Raw genomic sequence first — 18,423 nt, forward strand, 5'->3', positions numbered from 1 at the left:
GTACAGCTTGTTAAATAGTTCAATATTTTTGATTTTTCTCTGGCTGCATAAGTATGATGTTTGTAGGAGGGGATCATATGAGTATACACAAAAAAATCATAGCGATTTCAGGAAGTATTAGGGAAGGATCATTCAACACAAACATATTAAAAACTTTAGCAGCATTTATTCCAGAAGGTATAGATTACACTATTTATAATGGGATAGAGGAACTACCTCATTTTAATCCGGATGTAGATCGAGTTGGAGCACCGGTTGTTGTTGAAGAATTTCGAAAGACATTAAGTGAAGCACATGCACTTATTATTTGTACACCAGAGTATGCAAAAAGTATTCCAGGAGTTTTGAAGAATGCTTTAGAATGGCTTGTTTCATCAGCGGAACTTTATAAAAAGCCAGTGGCTATTATAACAGCTTCACCATCAATTGCGGGAGGGGATAAAGCCCATGAATCTTTATTACTTACACTAGGTATGCTAGATACAATTGTCGTTCAAAATGGCTCGTTATTAATCCCATCTGTGCGAACTAAATTTAGTGATGATGCAAAAGTAACAGATGAGGATACAAAGAAAGCTCTTATCTCTTTAGTTCAAAGTGTAGTAGACGAGATAAAGAAATAGTGATGTAGTTCGTATTAAGGTGAAAATGGGACTTTTATAATAAAAAAAGATAAAGGCAATGCTACGGTTAGTTCAAATGTAGCATTGCCTTTTTATATAGTTAAATATATGTACTCAAAATCTCCCCAGGCAATCCATCAATCTCGCAAACTTTTTCAGATGTAAAACCAACGTTTAGTAAAATCTTCCGAGAGGGGGTATTGCTCGGATCGATAATTGCTTTTAGTACGCTTACATCTGCCTGCTTCGCTATTTCAATTAATTCTCTTGCGATATAACTACCATATCTTTTTCCCCAGTGCTCTGGCAAAATCATATACCCAATTTCAGCTTCTTTTACATTATCTTCATTCACTGTTACATGTCCAAGGCCGATAAATTCATTTGTTGCACTGTCATAAACTTTATAAGACCCAAACAGTTTATGTTTTTCATTGCGCCTTAACAATTTTTCATAGTCGTTTTGTGCCTCTTCTAGCGGAATAGCACGCTCTGTAATTTGTGCCATCACTCTTTCATTTGATACGAGCTGGAAATATGGACTAAAATCTGTTGCTTCAAATTTTTTGAAATGCAGTTTATGCATAGGGTTCCTCCAAACGAATTTTTATTAGTTCTTCAGAAAAGATAAACGATAGTTAAATAGTGATCTCTATTTGATTGCCTTCCGGATCACTAATTACACTTTCGTAATAGCCATCTCCAGTGAAACGTGGTCCATTTAATAAAGGAGAACCAGCTTCTTTTAACGTTTTTGTTAGTTCATTTACACGTTCTTCACTACCAACAGAGAAAGCCATGTGTGCATAGCCAGTGATATTTAGGTTAGGCTCGTTTTCTATGCCTTTCTTACGCATAATTTCAAGGCGCGCTCCAGATTCGAACGTAATAAAATAAGATTCAAAGTGTTTCGCTTCATTATGATATAAAGAGTTTGCTTTACCGTTAAAGTACTTTGTATAGAAAGTACGCATTAATTCTAAATCATTTACCCAAATTGCTATATGTTCGATTTTCATTCGTTTCACTAACCCATTCTTTATGTAAATTAAAAAATATGTACTCTGTAATAATTAGCGAAATTCAACAACACTAATTAGATGTTCACTTTATTAAATTTGCATGCATATTGCAAGAAATAAGAATGGATGTTAGGAAAAAGCGGATTGTAATGAAAAAATTTTATTAATGGTATTAGATAATTTTTAAGTCATAACATGCATACAATGTCTAATTAAGTGAATTACGTACGTCAAAATTTCAAATAAGGAGGGACATTTGTGGGGCAATTTGAACAAATGGTGATTGTCGGTATTTCCATGTCTTTTATACTGTCTATTATGATATTAGGGTCTACGTATTATAATCCTCGCCTTTGGTTAAATGATTATCCGAAAGATATTCAAAAAGTAGTTTTGCCAAAATCGATAAATGAAAAAAAACAAACGTTTTATTTCGGAATTATTTACAATATTATTCTCTTCGGAACGCCTCTAGTTTCTACATATATACTACATCACCATGGAAAATTATTGTATATTGAGGCCTATTTACATACTTTTGGGATTGTAATGATTTTCAATTTAGTAGATTTATTAATAATCGATTGGCTTATATTTTGCTGGATTACTCCAAGATTTGTTGTTATTCCTAGTACTGAGGAAATGAAAGGATATAAAGACTATAAGTTTCACTTAAGAGGTGCAATAGCTGGAACGCCATTTTTAGCAATTGTAAGTTTATTTTTGGCAGGAATTGCGACAACTATCTAGTGTGAAGTAGAAGGTCATGAAGAGTTTATAGAAGATAAGTAGATTTATAATGTATAGAATTAGAAATGAAAATTTGATAATATTGGAGTAGAAAGTTTTAAAAACAGTATATTAAGTGGTATTAATATACTGTTACAAATGTTTTGATACTCTGTGGAAATCCCTAATTTTATGGAAGCATTTGATAGAACTCAAAAAAACGCAATGGAGGCTAATATGAAAAAAATAATTGGCGCAGCAACAGCAACAGTTCTTGGATTGGGGGCTTTTACCACATCTGCTATCGCAGAAACTATCGTAACAGCGGATGTACTTAACGTACGTGAAAAGCCAACTACGGAATCAAAAATTGTCGAAAAAGTAAAAGAAGGACAAAAGTTAAAGGTCATACATACTGAAGAAGGATGGTCAAAAATTGATTTAAATGGTAAAGAATTGTTTGTAAGTTCGGAGTATACAAAAGATATTTATCATGTAACAGCAAACCTATTAAATGTACGTACTGAAGCAAACACAGAATCAGAAATTCTTGGCAGACTGAAACAAGATGATGTAATTGAATCAACACATCAAGTAAAAGATGGATGGCTGCAATTTGAGTATAAAGGAAAAACAGCTTATGCAAATGTTTCTTTCCTATCAAGTACAGCACCAATTGAAAAGAAAGCTGAAGAGAAAACGAAGCGAGTAGCGAAAGTACAAAAAGCAGTTAAAGCAAAGGAAGAAGTAAAAACGCAGAAAGAAGCAAAAGTACAAGAAATAGCAAAAGCGAAAGAAACAACAAAAGAGCAGAAAGAAACGAAAGCAGAAGAAATAGTAAATCCTAAAGAAGAAGCGAAAGTAACAGAGAGAGTAAAAGTTAAGGAAGAAACGAAAGCAGAAGAAATAGTAAAGCCTAAAGAAGAAGCGAAAGTAACAGAGAGAGTAAAAGTTAAGGAAGAAATGAAAGCAGAAGAAATAGCAAAGACCAAGGAAGAAGCAAAAGTACAAGAAATAGAAAAAGTAAAAGAAGAAGCGAAAGCGCAAGAAATAGCAAAAGCTAAGGAAGAAGCAAAAGTACGAGAAATGGAAAAAGCAAAAGCACAAGAAATAGCAAAGGCTAAGGAAGAAGCAAAAGCGCAAGAAATAGCAAAGGCTAAGGAAGAAGCAAAAGCACAAGAAATAGAAAAAGTAAAAGAAGAAGCGAAAGCGCAAGAAATAGCAAAAGCTAAGGAAGAAGCAAAAGTACAAGAAATAGAAAAAGTAAAAGAAGAAGCGAAAGCGCAAGAAATAGCAAAAGCTAAGGAAGAAGCAAAAGTACGAGAAATGGAAAAAGCAAAAGCACAAGAAATAGCAAAGGCTAAGGAAGAAGCAAAAGCACGAGAAATAGAAAAAGCAAAAGAAGAAGCAAAAGCAAAATCGCAGGAAATAGCAAAGGCTAAGGAAGAAGCGCAAGCACGAGAAATAGAAAAAGCGAAAGCAAAAGAAGCAACAAAGACACAAGAAGTATCTAAAAATAACACACAGTCTGCTAAACGTGAATTAACGGTAGTAGCGACAGCATATACTGCTGATCCAAGTGAAAATGGTACATATGGTGGACGCGTTTTAACTGCGATGGGTCATGATTTAACGGAAAATCCTAATATGAGAATTATTGCAGTAGATCCGAAGGTAATCCCATTAGGATCTAAAGTATGGGTAGAAGGTTATGGAGAAGCTATTGCTGGTGATACTGGTAGTGCTATTAAAGGAAATCGTATTGATGTTTTAATGGGTTCAAAAAGTAAAGCTATGAACTGGGGAAGACAAACTGTTAAAGTAAAAATTTTATAATAATGGTTATTCAAATAGAAGTCAGTTCTCTTTATTGAGACTGGCTTTTATTTTTTTACCTTAATGTTATTAATTGGAAAAAAATGAAGGATATGTAAAAGAATAAAACCTTAATTTTGCTGCTGAGTACCGTGAGCAGTAAAAGTAACCCTATTGAATTATATAATCCTTATTTGTATTTCTGACAACCATATTGTTCTTCTATCACTATTAAAATACAATTAGATAAATAGGAGAAAAATATTCATAAAATAGTAATTGTTTTATTTAGTCTTATACTAGGGTTTATAACGTTCCAAATCCCTATAGTGTCAGAATGGATACAGAACTCAGTCTTCTTGTAAATTGTTATTATTTTATTATCGTATTCATACCAAAAAGATAACGGTGATAAGAATGAGAAAAATGATGATTAGCAACAATAAAAAATGTTTTATGTACCGAAAGTTATTAAAAGATTAGTATCGAGGATTACCTTTATAAGCGAGAAGAGGATAGAATATGACAATGGAATTATATGGCGAACATTGGGATGGAATAAAAGGGTATAGAGTAATGGAAGGGAAAGATTCATATAATCATTATTTCGGTGGTCAAGATTGTGAAGTACCATTGTGTAAGTTATGCGGTGAGAAAATGCATCAAATTTTTTGTTTTGATTTGAAAGATGAGAAACTTGCTGAACTTAAAAATGATGAATTGATTGTATTACCATTCATCTCTTGCTTGAATTGTGCGATGGTGTGGGAGCCGCAATATTTTCAATTAAGTAATGGGGGCAAAACGGTACAAATAATAAAACAAGACAATACGGAAGAGTGGATTATGGAAGCTGAGTATAAGCTACCGGTCAATCTTCCAAAAACTAATGTAAAGCTAACGAATATGAAAAATGAAGATATACCTACTGATGAAGATAGTTACTGGGAAGCTTTTGACTTATTCGGTTCGGAATATGTATGTAGATTGGTAGGAGCGCCCCTATACGATGATGCTCCAGAAGATTTAGGATGTCCAACTTGTTCGAAAGAGATGAAATATGTTGCTACAATTACACAAGATCTTGAAGAACGGGAACTTATTTCAGTAGTTGATTTTCTGTTCGGTGAGATGAATATATATTATTACTTATGTAAAGATTGTTCCGTTATGAAAACTGAAATACAAGGAACATAATAAAATAAGACTGACAAAAAGAGTCAGTCTTATTTTTGTATCGTAACATCAGTAATAATCGCATGAAATATATCTCTTTGCGTGAAATCATCTGTAAAAACAGTCTCTCTATTAACCTCAATTGTATCGTGTGGGTTATACCATTTACTCAATAAATCTTTTCCAAATTCAAGTCGTTTTTCTCTAGTATTATGCCGTCTAATCGTTTCTTCAAGTGATAAGTCAAAATAATATGTATAAGCGTTTCCTTCGAAATAATGTATTAATTCTCTTAACATTTCACCGTACCTACGACTGTTTAGTATTCCTTCTAAAATAACAAATTCACATTTTCCTTTTCCGTACTTCGTAATTTCAAATAGTAAATCATGAGATAAGTTACCCATTGTATCGTGAACTTTTAGCATATCTCTGCGCACAACGTCTTGTGAGACTAGAAGTGTTCCTTGCCCGAAATGCTCTTGCAGTTCTTTTGCGATAGTTGTCTTGCCGCTTGCGGAGTTTCCTCGAAGAATAATTAATGTTGATTTCAAAGTCTCATCTCCAAATTGTTTTAGTTTTTTAGGTCCTGTTACAAAAGAACTTCATTATGGGAAACATTCTTTTAGTTAGTTAAATAATAGTTTATGATACTCAGTATAGGTTGAACAGAATAATTTCTTATTGTGGGATTATGCAAATAAAGCTGTTTGAAAAATTTACTATCCGCATATAGAAAAGTTATTATAAGAGTAACTAATAAGGAGGTGACCTATGTTATTCCAAAAGGGAAAATTATTAGTTAGATACGTAATAAAAAACGATGCACCTATCATTTCAAAATGGCTAACAGACCCAGAAGTCCTGCAGTATTACGAAGGACGAGATAATCCGCAATCTGTAGAAAAGGTGCTTGATCATTTTATACATCATCCAAACGGTCATGAAAAAAGATGTTTAATAGAATTTGATGCCGTTCCAATCGGTTACATTCAAATGTATCCAGTTGATTCTGAATGGAAAGCGTTATATGGATATGAAGAATCGCAGAATGTATGGGGAATGGACCAATTTATCGGTGAACCGATCTTTTGGGGAAAAGGAATTGGAACAAAACTTGTTCAAGTAGCTATTACATACATTATGGAGAAATTGGGTGCGGAAGCAATCGCGATGGATCCGAGAGTAAATAATGAACGTGCGATAAGCTGTTATGAAAAATGCGGATTTAAAAAGGTGAAAATATTAAAGAAACATGAACTGCATGAGGGGAAATTAGAAGATTGTTGGATGGTAGAATATAAACAATTATAATAAATATGCAGGGGCTTATAAAAATAAAGGGAGCTGTGTGAAATGAAAAAGGCATTACTAGTTATTGATGTGCAAGCGGGTATGTATACAGCAGGAATCCCAGTACATAATGGGGAAAAGTTTTTAGAAACGTTGCAAGAGCTCATTGGGGAATGTCGTTCAAATGGTATTCCGGTTATTTATGTACAACATAACGGGCCAAAAGATCATCCGTTAGAAAAAGGTACAGATGGCTGGAAAGTGCATGCGGCGATTGCTCCGCGAGAAGGGGAGCTTGTCGTTGAAAAGACGACGCCAGATTCATTCCATAAGACAAACCTAAACGAACTGTTACAAGGAAAAGGGATTGAGCATGTTATTATTTCAGGAATGCAAACAGAGTACTGTGTTGATACGACAACGCGAAGAGCGTTTAGTGAAGGGTATAAAGTAACATTAGTAAGTGATGCACATAGCACATTTGACACAGATGTATTACGCGCTGAAGATATTGTAAAACATCATAATGTTGTATTTGGATCATTTGCAGATGTTATTACGTTAAAAGATTTAAAAGTAAAAGCGTAATTACAGAAGTTGCTGTCTCTTAATGGGGCAGCTTTTTTATTTGAAGATAGGCTATCAAACTTTGTCGATAAATCGATATTTCTTGTCGAATTGTTGATATAATTTCATTCACCGTATTGATATCACAAAAAAACAAAAAGGAGTACCACATTATCAACAAGGGTACTCCTTCACCAAAACGTTATTTCTTCTTATCTTTATCCAACACATTCTGTTCTTCAGCAAACTCGGTACCATATGCAAACCGGCGATTAATTCGAATGTTATCATTGCTGTGCCTTGTGTGGGAATTAGAAAAGCGATGGACGATTACTTCTGATAATGTAAAGACGATGGCAGAAAGGATACTGCCCCATGCAATTTGCATGTAGTTGTCTAATAAAATATTACCGAAAACCCAAACACTTAAGTACGTAAGTAAGAAATCCGTCATAATGGCAGCGGAATTGCCAATTCGATTTAAAATAATTTTATCAACAAACATATAAGAAATGATTGTGACGAAGAGACTAAAAGAAATGATTTGGACGAGCGTTGCTGGGAAAAATAGAGCTAGTCCGATACTAAAAGCGATGATGCATGATATAAATTTGATAAGTATTACAGTAATATCATTCAATATTTACACCTCCCATTTATACATAGTTTTACAATAAATACAGGAGTTCATACATTGGAACGGTTTAATTTATATAAAACTTTATCATGCTGAAATTTTATCTAAATATTAAAAAAATAATCAAAAAATGTTATAGTGAAATGAGAGCGTATGACATTTTTAGGTAAGGGGGAATCCGGGATGTGGATAACTTCAGAAGTAGAAATTCCAGATGAGTTAATCGATCACCTTGAACAAGGTAAGTTAGTATTATTCGTTGGAGCAGGAGTTTCTATGAAGGGGAAATCAAACTTACCGAATTTCGATGATTTAGTTGATGAAATTTCGAAAGCTTTATATGTCGAAAGGCGTGAGATGACAGAACCCCACGATTATTATCTCGGTAAAATTGCGAAAACGAAAGATGTGCATCAAGTTGCAAGAGACCTCGTTAATATAGAAAAATCAAAACCAAATCCATTACACTATGCGATTCCAAGGCTGTTTCCGTTAGATACGGATGTTCGAATTGTAACGACAAACTTTGATCAACATTTTACGTCTGTAATTACAGAAATGAATAGAGAGCTGAATATTTATTATGCACCTGCTTTACCGACAGGGAGAGCGTTTAAAGGGTTGGCTTACATACATGGGAATGTAGAACAAGAGAAAGAAGCTTTAATTTTAACGGATGGTGATTTTGGAAGGGCTTACCTAACAGAAGGGTGGGCGAGACGATTTTTAGTTGATCTATTCTCAAATTACACTGTTTTATTCGTTGGGTATAGTCATAATGATCCTGTAATGAAATATTTAGCAACAGGCTTACCACCGAGTACAAGGCGTTATGCTTTCGTCGCACAAGGTGATAATACATATCATTGGGAGCATTTAGGGATAAGACCGATTGTGTATCCGAATAAAGCAAATAATCATCAGGCGCTTGTGAAAGCGGTGAAGCGGTGGGCGGAATTAATGGGGGATAATTATATTACGAAAAGAATGCGTATTCGTGATATTGTAACCGTTCCTCCATCAGTAGAGCAGGAGCAATTATCCTATATAAAACAGTCAATAAAAAAAATTGAAACCGTTCGGTACTTCGTTGAATTTGCTCGTGATTATGAATGGGTGGAATGGCTTGAAGCAGAAGGGAAACTAAGAAATTTATTTCTGCTTACAGCAAATTATGATGAAGTAGATGAATTGCTTGCGGAATGGTTAGTGGAGCAATTTCTATTTAGTCATCAAAAAGAACTATTTCAATTGATTTTTAAAAATCATTCTAAAATATCCCCGTTATGGTGGCGAACAATTTGTAGTTACTTAAACGAAACGAAAGAAACGATGGACCCTTTGTTGTTTGCAAGATGGACATTGCTTTTATTAGAAACAGCAGAGAAAGATAGTAGCTCTATTGAAATAATCACATATTTATTGCAAAAATGTTCTTTCCCTGAGCATAAAGAAATTGGCTTGTTGCTATTAACGTTTATTTTAGATGGGAAACTTAAATTGAAGCGTGTAAGAAGATGGGGAAATGATACGCAAGAGTCGATTGAACTCGAGGAATCGAGTCGTATACCGATGCCTATTTTTTCTCATGTGGAGCGAATTTGGAAAGAGAAAATGAGACCACATATCGCTTACTACGCAAATCCGATTATGGTTACGGGGTTAGAAAAGATACAACTATTGTCATTAAGACAAAATGCACTGAAAAGAAGAGATAGAGAAATTTCAGAGCAGGAGTTACAGCAAAATGATTTTACATTTTTAATTCAAATTGTAAAAGAGTGTCTTACATATTTATGTGAAAACAATGAGAAAAAAGCAAATCATTATATTACAGAAATGATAGAAACTGATAGTGTACTTCAAAAGCGAATTGCAATTGAAGCAATGATTAATAATGTATTCGTTACAGCGGATGACAAACTGAAGTGGTTGTTACATGTAGATGTTCTGTTAGATTTCACATGTAAACATGAAGTGTTTCAACTTTTAAAGAATTATTACGCAGATGCTTTAGAGGAAACGAAAGAAGAAGTAATTCAACATGTATTAGAGTATCTTGCAGAAGAGAGGGCGTTTGATGCTTGTCTTGTATTAGACTTACTATTCACGTGTGATTCGAATAGTAAGTGTACGGCGGAAGGATACGAGCTAATGAAACAGAAACACCCCCATTTTTCTTCAGATCTATACAGTGTTCCAAAGAAAGAGGCAAATGAACAACGTATTACATGCAATGTAACAGCTGATGGATTACTACAGCTGAAAGACGATGAAATAATGGAGCAAGTTCGGCAATTTTCAAGAGACGGTGTTTTTGAACAACGCCATTTTTTAGAGATGTTATCAAAAGCGTGTAAATTGAATGTAGAGTGGAGTATTTCGTTTGCTTATCAACTAGTAGGCGTGCACGAAATTAGTAATGAAGTATGGTTTGTATGTATTAGAGAGTGGCGAAATAACCGGAATTTGGCGAATGAACAAATTCAAAAAATCATTCCGTTATTGCAGAAATTTATTAGAAATACTGCTTTTCATTGGCTAATTAGTAGTTTTCTATATGAAATTAGCAATCGATTAGAAGAGCTAGAAGAAAACAGTATACGGGTTGTAAAGCGCTTTGCTTTTTCAGTATTTCCACATGTTATGAGAGGGGAAACAGATTTTAAAATTGGAAAACAAGAGTTTTACAATGAGTCTATACAGCATCCTGTTGGGAAGATGACAGCTGTATTGCTAAAACTGTTAGCGTACGATCACTTATATGATCGCAATGTATATGAATATTTATTTTTACTTGAAGAACAGGTAAGGGTTACTTCGGAACGAACGAACTTTATGTTAGCTCGTTTAACAGCAGATATTACGTTTTTATACCATATTGAGAAGCAATGGTGTCGGAAAAATGTACTACCTTACTTAGATTTAAAGAAAGAAAGTGAGCTTACGAAATATGCGTGGGCGGGATTATGTTATACGCAAATTAATCTACCTTTGTTTACAGAAATAAGACGATATATTAAGTATGCAGTAGAACATTTAGATGCACTACATCCATATACGAGAGAAGCATTTTTAAAATGGCTTAGCTTTGTATTTATTAAATGCGTATTATATTGGGAGCAAAAAACAGATTGGTTATATCCACTTTTGATGCAAGAAAACGAAGAGAATAAAATTAAATTTATGCAGTATTTATGCTACTACGTAAAAACGTTAAGTGGTAAGGAACAACAAAAATTTTGGACAGCGTGGCTTAGTGTGTTTTTAAGAGAACGTCCGAAAATGGGCGTAATAACAACGAGAGAATATATGATGCTTTTACGTATTGTTTTATGCATGGATGAGGTTTTAGAAAAAGGATTAAATATTATTTCTAGTAAATTTCAAGGTGTGGAAGGACAATCTAATCAAGAAGAAATGAAACAGTTGTTTATAGAGATACTTGAAAAGAAAGAGCGTATGAAAGCGTATAAAGAATTGTATGCAAATGTGTTTTTCACTTTACTGCAGACGTGTCAAGAAGCCGATTTACTTGAAAGTGAGATCATACAAGTAAAAGAACTATTAACCAGGTATGAAGTAGAAAGACATGTATTAAATTTAATAGAAAATGAAATAATTCGCATCGGAATCGTAACGGAGAATTTACAAGAGGAATCATAGGGCGGAAGTGGAATTTTAAAAAAATATATAAAAAGTTATTGACAGTGTTTTGAAAAGCGTTCTATAATACGAATCATACTTATTCAATTTCAAAAACATTTGAATAAACAAAGTGCAATGAAGAGATCACAGTAGTGGTTAGTCTTACTGTAACAGAGAGCTGGTGGTTGGTGTGAACCAGTACAGGGATAATCATGAATTACAGTCTTGGAGCATCTTTTTCGTAGTAAAGATACTATTGTCTTTATGAAGGAAAAGCGGTCAAATGATCGTTAACAGTGAAGAGAGGTAGACAGAAATATAGTCTACAACTAGGGTGGTACCGCGATAAATATCGTCCCTACTGATTTATTCAGTAGGGACTTTTTGTATTTTAGTGGTCCAACTTGAAAATAAAATAGTCATGCATTGAAAGGAAAAGCAGTAGTTGTTGTTTCCCTGTAACAGAGAGCTGGTGGTTGGTGTGAACCAGTACAAAAACAAGAGCGAATTACAGTCCTGGAGCATCTTTTTCGTAGTAAAGATAGTTATTGTCTTTATGAAGGGAAAGACGGTCAGATGATCGTTAACAATGAAGAGAGGTAGGCGAAATAAGTCTACAACTAGGGTGGTACCGCGATAAATATCGTCCCTACTGATTGAATCAGTAGGGCTTTTTTGTACAAAAAAGTGGCTTATTAACTAGTAGTTAGTGTCTTTATGGTAATTATTAGTTTGAAATAAGAAGAGGTATCGATTCCACTTTAAATTTGTATAATTAACCAGTTCAGAAAATAGAGAATTTTTTATTCTCTTACTATACTTTTAAAACATTAGAGGAGGATTTCCAAATGGCAAATCATGAATTAGATCAATTACGTAAACAGGTAGATGAAATTAACTTACAACTATTACACCTATTAAACAAACGCGGTGAAATCGTTCAAAAGATTGGGGAGCAAAAACAAGTACAAGGTACGAAACGCTTTGATCCAGTACGTGAGCGTGAAGTACTTGATATGCTTGCAGAGCATAACGAAGGACCATTCGAAACGTCAACGATTCAACATATTTTCAAAACGATTTTCAAAGCAAGCTTAGAATTACAAGAAGATGATAACCGTAAAGCATTACTAGTTTCACGTAAAAAGAAAAAAGAAAATACAATTGTTAATGTTAAAGGTGAATTGATTGGAAACGGAACACAAACGTTCATCATGGGACCTTGTGCGGTAGAAAGTTTAGAGCAAGTTCGCCAAGTAGGGCAAGCGATGAAAGATCAAGGACTTAAATTAATGCGCGGCGGTGCTTTCAAACCGAGAACGTCTCCATACGATTTCCAAGGTTTAGGAGTAGAAGGTTTACAAATTTTACGACAAGTAGCAGATGAGTTCGACTTAGCGATTATTAGTGAAATTTTAAATCCGAATGACGTAGAAATGGCGCTAGAATACGTTGATGTAATTCAAGTTGGAGCACGTAACATGCAAAACTTCGATTTACTACGAGCTGTAGGTAAAGTTAATAAGCCAGTATTATTAAAACGTGGATTAGCAGCAACAATTGATGAGTTCATTAATGCAGCGGAATACATTATTGCACAAGGTAATGACCAAATTATTCTTTGTGAGCGCGGTATTCGCACATACGAGAGAGCGACACGTAACACATTAGATATTTCAGCAGTACCGATTTTAAAGAAAGAAACACATTTACCAGTTATCGTTGACGTAACACATTCAACAGGACGTAGAGATTTATTATTACCAACAGCGAAAGCAGCACTTGCAATTGGAGCAGATGCAGTAATGGCTGAAGTTCATCCAGACCCAGCAGTTGCGTTATCAGATTCTGCGCAACAAATGGATATTCCAGAATTCCATAGATTCATGGATGAGTTAAAAGGTTTCAAAAATAAATTATCTTAATTCCATATCATAAATGCACTGAAGAGGAAACAGTAGTGCTTATCTCACTGTTAAAGAGAGCTGATGGCCGGTGTGAATCAGTACAAAGGTAAGCATGAATTACAGCCTTGGAGCATCTTTCCCGCCAACTTTTGGAGAGAAAGACGGTCAAACGATCGTTAAAGAAGAAGAGAGGTAGACGAAAGAAGTCTATAACTAGGGTGGTACCGCGATAAACATCGTCCCTACTGAGCGCTCAGTAGGGACTTTTTTGTACAAAAAAATAGTAAAGGGGCAAGAGAAATGAGATACATTACAGCTGGAGAATCACATGGGCCGCAGTTAACAGTTATTTTAGAAGGTGTACCAGCAGGTTTAACATTAACAGCGGAACATATTAATAAAGAATTATTAAGAAGACAAAAAGGGCATGGGCGCGGAAGACGCATGCAAATTGAAACAGATACAGTTGAAATTGCAAGTGGTGTACGTCACGGAATGACACTTGGTTCACCAATTACGTTAATCGTAAAAAATGATGATTTCAAACATTGGACGAAAGTAATGGGTGCTGAACCAATTTCGGAGCAAGAAAGTAAAGAAATGAAACGTACTATAACGAAACCACGTCCAGGACATGCGGATTTAAACGGGGCAATTAAATACGGCCATCGTGATATAAGAAACGTATTAGAGCGCTCTTCTGCAAGAGAAACGACAGTTCGTGTTGCTGCTGGTGCAGTTGCGAAACAAATTTTGAAAGAACTAGGTGTGGAAATCGCAGGACATGTTCTTGAAATTGGTGGGGTACAAGCGAAGCGTATTTCAAACTTACCAATTGAAGAAATTCAAACGATAACTGAAAATTCACCAGTTCGATGTTTAGATAAAGAAGTAGAACAAGAAATGATGAATGCGATTGATGATGCGAAAAGTAGCGGAGATTCTATAGGCGGTATTGTCGAAGTCATTGCAGAAGGAATGCCAATTGGAGTTGGTAGCTACGTTCATTACGACCGCAAATTAGATGCAAAACTTGCCGGTGCTATTATGAGCGTGAATGCGTTTAAAGGTGCTGAGATCGGAATTGGTTTTGAAGCGGCAAGACAGCCGGGAAGTAAAGTGCACGATGAAATTTTATGGGATGAAGAAAAAGGATACACGAGAAATACGAATAATGCCGGCGGTTTAGAAGGCGGTATGACAACAGGTATGCCAATTGTCGTAAGAGGCGTAATGAAGCCAATTCCTACATTATATAAACCGTTAGCAAGCGTAGATATTGATACGAAAGAAGCGTTCCAAGCGAGTATTGAGAGATCTGATAGCTGTGCAGTACCAGCAGCAGGTGTTGTAGCTGAAGCTGTCGTTGCATGGGAACTTGCCGGTGCACTAGTCGAGCAATTCGGAAAAGATCGCATGGAATTACTAAAACAAAATATTTCGCAACATAACAAATACGCAAAAGAATTTTAATGAAAAGGTGGATTTAACATGCGAGTAAAAGATCAACTATCATCATTACAACCGTATAAACCAGGTAAATCACCAGAGCAAATGAAAGAAGTATACGGGAATCATTCATTTGTTAAGTTAGCATCAAATGAAAATCCATTTGGCTGTTCACCTCGTGTTTTAGGAGAATTACAAAAATCGTGGCAGGAACATGCTTTATATCCTGACGGAGGTGCTGAAGTACTCCGTCAAACAATTGCAGAGAAATTACAAGTGCAAATGGAACAAGTGCTTTGTGGTAGTGGACTTGATGAAGTCATTCAAATTATAAGTCGTGCAGTGCTCTGTAAAGGAGATAATATCGTAACTGCTGGCGCGACATTCCCTCAGTACCGTCATCATGCAATTATTGAAGGCTGTGAAGTGAAAGAAATTGCTTTAAAGAACGGTGTGTATGATCTAGATGAAATTTCTTCAGCAGTTGATGAACATACAAAAATCGTATGGATTTGTAATCCGAACAACCCGACAGGCACATATGTGAATGAGCGAAAATTGACTCAATTCATTGAAAGCATTAGTGAAAATACGTTAATTGTCATTGATGAAGCGTACTATGAATACGTAACAGCAAAAGATTTCCCTGAGACATTACCGCTTCTAGAAAAACATAACAACATTCTTGTACTTAGAACGTTTTCTAAAGCGTACGGATTAGCTTCTTTCCGCGTTGGTTATGCGATTGGACAGGAAGAGTTAATCGAGAAATTAAATGTCGTACGTTTGCCATTTAACGTATCTTCATTAGCGCAAAAAGCAGCGGCGATTGCTTTTAACGATGAAGCGTTTATTGAAGAAATAGTTCGTGTTAATACAGAAGGATTACAACAATACGAGAGTTTTTGTACAGAAAATGAAATTCCATTTTATCCGTCGCAAACGAACTTTATCTTCTTGCCGGTAGATGATGCTGGGGAAATTTATGAAGCTTGTGCGCATGCAGGGTTTATTATTCGTCCGTTCCCAAATGGTGTCCGTATTACAATCGGAACTAGGGAACAAAATGAAGGAGTGATTTCAGTGTTAAAACAACACTTTGAAAATAAAAAAGGTAAGTCTCGAGATGAGGCAAATGTGTAAAAAGGTAGTATTAATCGGTACTGGATTAATAGGAGGCTCTCTTGCATTAGCGATTAAAAAAGAGCACGATGTAACGATTATCGGTTATGACATATTTAAAGAGCAAGTAGAGCGCGCAAAAGAATTACATGTAGTTGATGAAGTAGCAGTAGATTTACAGCGTGCATGTGAGGAGGCAAATTTAATTGTATTTGCCTCTCCAGTTGAAGAAACGAAAAAGTTGTTACACAAACTTGCATCATTTCATTTACGAGAAGATGTCATTGTTACCGATGTAGGAAGTACGAAAGGGACAATCATGAATGAAGCAGAAGCTTTATTAACAAAGCAAGTTTCATTTATCGGCGGACATCCGATGGCAGGTTCTCACAAAACAGGAGTTGAAAGTGCGAAGGCGCATTTATTTGAAAATGCATTTTACATTTTAACACCGATGAATCATGTATTAGATGAGCGAGTAGAAGAGTTGAAAGAATGGTTAAAAGGAACAGGCTCTCATTTTCTTGTATTAAATACAAAAGAACATGATTATATAACAGGAATAGTTAGTCATTTCCCACATTTAATTGCAGCAGGATTAGTAAAACAAGTTGAGAAACATGCTGGTGATAATCCGCTTATTCATCAACTAGCGGCAGGCGGATTTAAAGATATAACACGTATTGCATCAAGTAGTCCGAAAATGTGGAGTGATATCGTAAAGCAAAATCGAGGGCATTTATTGGAACTATTAGAAGAATGGATTTTAGAAATGGAAGAGCTATATAAGACGGTTTCTAAAGGAGATGCAGGAGAAATACAAAGTTATTTTGCAGATGCGAAAGAATATCGTGACTCTTTACCAGTTCGAAAAAGAGGGGCGATTCCTGCCTATCACGACTTATACGTCGACGTTTTAGATAAAGTAGGGGCATTAGCCCATATCACAAGCATTCTAGCAGAAGAAGAAATTAGTATTACGAACTTGCAAATATTAGAAGCGCGAGAAGGATTGCTCGGAGTTTTACGAATTAGTTTCCAAAGAGAAGAGGATCGAACGCAGGCAAAAATTGCGCTCGGAAAAGAAGAATACCAAACGTATGAAACAATTTAATGAGGAGGGTGACAACGTGAAAGAAAAAACAGTACAAACTGTAAATAACGGATTGAATGGCAAAATTACAATCCCTGGAGATAAATCAATTTCCCATCGCGCTGTCATGTTTGGCGCAATCGCGGAAGGTAAAACAACAATTAAAGGATTTCTTCCTGGTGCGGATTGTTTAAGTACTATTTCTTGTTTTAAAGAAATGGGAGTAGAGATTACACAAAATAGAGACGAAGTTACGGTAATTGGAACAGGATTAGAAGGTTTACAAGAGCCAAAAGCTGTATTAGATGTTGGTAATTCTGGTACAACGATTCGATTAATGTCAGGAATACTTGCAAACACACCATTCTTTTCTTGCGTGCAAGGTGATGCTTCAATTGCGAAGAGACCGATGCAACGTGTAACAAATCCACTAAAGCAAATGGGTGCAAAAATTGATGGCCGAAAAGACGGAACGTTTACGCCGCTCACAATACGAGGCGGGAATTTAAAGGCGATTGAATATACTTCACCGGTAGCAAGTGCGCAAGTGAAATCAGCTATTTTACTTGCAGGCCTTCGCGCAGAAGGTGTAACAGCTGTTACAGAACCTCATATTTCCCGCGATCATACAGAAAGAATGCTTGAGGCGTTTGGCGTTACAGTAACTCGCGTGGGGAAAACAGTGAAACTAGCAGGAGGACAGAAGTTAACCGCAACAGATGTTCAAGTGCCAGGTGATGTATCATCAGCGGCATTTTTCTTAGTAGCAGGTGCAATTATTCCAAATAGTAAACTACTATTACAAAATGTGGGAATGAATCCGACTCGTACAGGTATTATTGATGTTCTTGAGAAAATGGGCGCTACGTTTACTGTAGAGCAGATTAACGAAGGAGCATCAGAACCTGCTGCAAATATTACAATTGAAACATCGCCGCTGAAAGGAATCGAAATCGGTGGAGATATCATTCCACGACTGATTGATGAAATCCCAATTATCGCTTTAGCGGCAACACAAGCAGATGGAATTACAGTCATTAAAGATGCACACGAGCTAAAAGTGAAAGAAACGAATCGTATCGATACAGTCGTTGCTGAACTAACGAAACTAGGAGCTCGTATTGAAGCGACCGACGACGGAATGATTATTTACGGTAAATGTAAGCTAAAAGGAAATACAGTACATAGTCACGGTGATCACCGCATTGGAATGATGCTTGCGATTGCCGGCTGTATAGCTGAAGGAGAAACAACGATTGAAGATGCAGAAGCAGTAGGTGTATCGTATCCTACATTTTTTGAAGAACTGCAAACGTTAGCTAAATAAAGTGATGAGAAGCAG

The 18,423-nt window shown here is 35.6% G+C and carries 16 protein-coding genes and 3 other annotated features; of the genes, 12 read left to right on the top strand and 4 right to left on the bottom strand.

Translation table 11 applies throughout. The features are described 5' to 3' along the window. Positions 1-77 precede the first annotated feature (77 nt). Positions 78-623, top strand: coding sequence for an NADPH-dependent FMN reductase (locus DN408_RS11115; RefSeq protein WP_078179011.1), 546 nt, complete (start codon positions 78-80; stop codon positions 621-623). 100 nt (positions 624-723) lie between these two features. Here the strand turns inward: DN408_RS11115 and DN408_RS11120 are convergent, their stop codons facing one another. Next, positions 724-1,209: a GNAT family N-acetyltransferase gene (locus DN408_RS11120; protein ID WP_078179010.1), complete on the bottom strand. Its 486-nt coding sequence runs from the start codon at positions 1,207-1,209 to the stop codon at positions 724-726. Positions 1,210-1,261: 52 nt separating this feature from the next. After that, positions 1,262-1,642 (bottom strand): VOC family protein, encoded by a 381-nt coding sequence (locus DN408_RS11125; protein ID WP_002127880.1) that lies wholly within the window; start codon positions 1,640-1,642, stop codon positions 1,262-1,264. Positions 1,643-1,903: 261 nt separating this feature from the next. Here DN408_RS11125 and DN408_RS11130 point away from each other — a divergent pair, with 261 nt between their 5' ends. The 3 genes from DN408_RS11130 (at position 1,904) to DN408_RS11140 (ending at position 5,386) form a co-directional block, all read left to right on the top strand. Beyond that, positions 1,904-2,395, top strand: coding sequence for a hypothetical protein (locus tag DN408_RS11130; RefSeq protein ID WP_002168155.1), 492 nt, complete (start codon positions 1,904-1,906; stop codon positions 2,393-2,395). 216 nt (positions 2,396-2,611) lie between these two features. Beyond that, entirely contained in the window at positions 2,612-4,210 is a 1,599-nt protein-coding gene (entB, locus tag DN408_RS11135; RefSeq protein ID WP_255449077.1) for a cell wall-binding protein EntB, read from the top strand. A gap of 501 nt (positions 4,211-4,711) precedes the next feature. Then, complete coding sequence (locus tag DN408_RS11140; RefSeq protein WP_016127163.1) at positions 4,712-5,386, top strand: hypothetical protein; 675 nt, start codon at positions 4,712-4,714, stop codon at positions 5,384-5,386. Between the two features lie 29 nt (positions 5,387-5,415). Here the strand turns inward: DN408_RS11140 and DN408_RS11145 are convergent, their stop codons facing one another. Further along, positions 5,416-5,919 carry a kinase gene (locus DN408_RS11145; RefSeq protein WP_003189952.1) on the bottom strand — a complete coding sequence of 168 codons (504 nt, stop codon included), beginning with the start codon at positions 5,917-5,919 and terminating at the stop codon, positions 5,416-5,418. A 220-nt stretch (positions 5,920-6,139) separates the two neighbouring features. Here DN408_RS11145 and DN408_RS11150 point away from each other — a divergent pair, with 220 nt between their 5' ends. Then, positions 6,140-6,679 carry a GNAT family N-acetyltransferase gene (locus DN408_RS11150; protein WP_078179008.1) on the top strand — a complete coding sequence of 180 codons (540 nt, stop codon included), beginning with the start codon at positions 6,140-6,142 and terminating at the stop codon, positions 6,677-6,679. Between the two features lie 42 nt (positions 6,680-6,721). Further along, positions 6,722-7,246 carry a cysteine hydrolase family protein gene (locus DN408_RS11155; RefSeq protein ID WP_078179007.1) on the top strand — a complete coding sequence of 175 codons (525 nt, stop codon included), beginning with the start codon at positions 6,722-6,724 and terminating at the stop codon, positions 7,244-7,246. A 181-nt stretch (positions 7,247-7,427) separates the two neighbouring features. Here DN408_RS11155 and DN408_RS11165 read toward each other — a convergent pair whose 3' ends face one another. Continuing rightward, positions 7,428-7,865 carry a YndM family protein gene (locus DN408_RS11165; RefSeq protein WP_078179006.1) on the bottom strand — a complete coding sequence of 146 codons (438 nt, stop codon included), beginning with the start codon at positions 7,863-7,865 and terminating at the stop codon, positions 7,428-7,430. A gap of 150 nt (positions 7,866-8,015) precedes the next feature. Between DN408_RS11165 and DN408_RS11170 the strand changes: the two genes are divergently transcribed. From DN408_RS11170 to aroA, 6 genes are all read left to right on the top strand, one after another. Next, positions 8,016-11,528: a DUF4020 domain-containing protein gene (locus tag DN408_RS11170; protein ID WP_078178653.1), complete on the top strand. Its 3,513-nt coding sequence runs from the start codon at positions 8,016-8,018 to the stop codon at positions 11,526-11,528. Positions 11,529-11,636: 108 nt separating this feature from the next. Further along, positions 11,637-11,873 (top strand) — a binding site (T-box leader). Between the two features lie 54 nt (positions 11,874-11,927). Next, positions 11,928-12,164: a binding site (T-box leader), on the top strand. Positions 12,165-12,358: 194 nt separating this feature from the next. Then, positions 12,359-13,435, top strand: coding sequence for a bifunctional 3-deoxy-7-phosphoheptulonate synthase/chorismate mutase (locus DN408_RS11175; protein WP_002013433.1), 1,077 nt, complete (start codon positions 12,359-12,361; stop codon positions 13,433-13,435). 9 nt (positions 13,436-13,444) lie between these two features. Next, positions 13,445-13,664 (top strand) — a binding site (T-box leader). Positions 13,665-13,717: 53 nt separating this feature from the next. Then, entirely contained in the window at positions 13,718-14,890 is a 1,173-nt protein-coding gene (aroC, locus tag DN408_RS11180; RefSeq protein WP_002013434.1) for a chorismate synthase, read from the top strand. A gap of 18 nt (positions 14,891-14,908) precedes the next feature. Then, positions 14,909-16,009, top strand: a complete 1,101-nt coding sequence (gene hisC / locus DN408_RS11185) for a histidinol-phosphate transaminase (protein WP_078178654.1) — start codon at positions 14,909-14,911, stop codon at positions 16,007-16,009. Further along, complete coding sequence (gene tyrA, locus DN408_RS11190; RefSeq protein WP_002168163.1) at positions 16,002-17,102, top strand: prephenate dehydrogenase; 1,101 nt, start codon at positions 16,002-16,004, stop codon at positions 17,100-17,102. Before hisC ends, tyrA begins: the two co-directional genes overlap by 8 nt. Positions 17,103-17,118: 16 nt before the next feature. After that, a complete protein-coding gene (gene aroA, locus DN408_RS11195) occupies positions 17,119-18,408 on the top strand; it encodes a 3-phosphoshikimate 1-carboxyvinyltransferase (RefSeq protein WP_003189969.1) in 1,290 nt (429 codons plus the stop codon). Positions 18,409-18,423 lie beyond the last annotated feature (15 nt).

Origin of the sequence: Bacillus sp. AR13-1, from assembly GCF_008042285.1 — a bacterium.
In the GTDB taxonomy this organism is placed as follows: Bacteria; Bacillota; Bacilli; order Bacillales; family Bacillaceae_G; genus Bacillus_A; species Bacillus_A mycoides.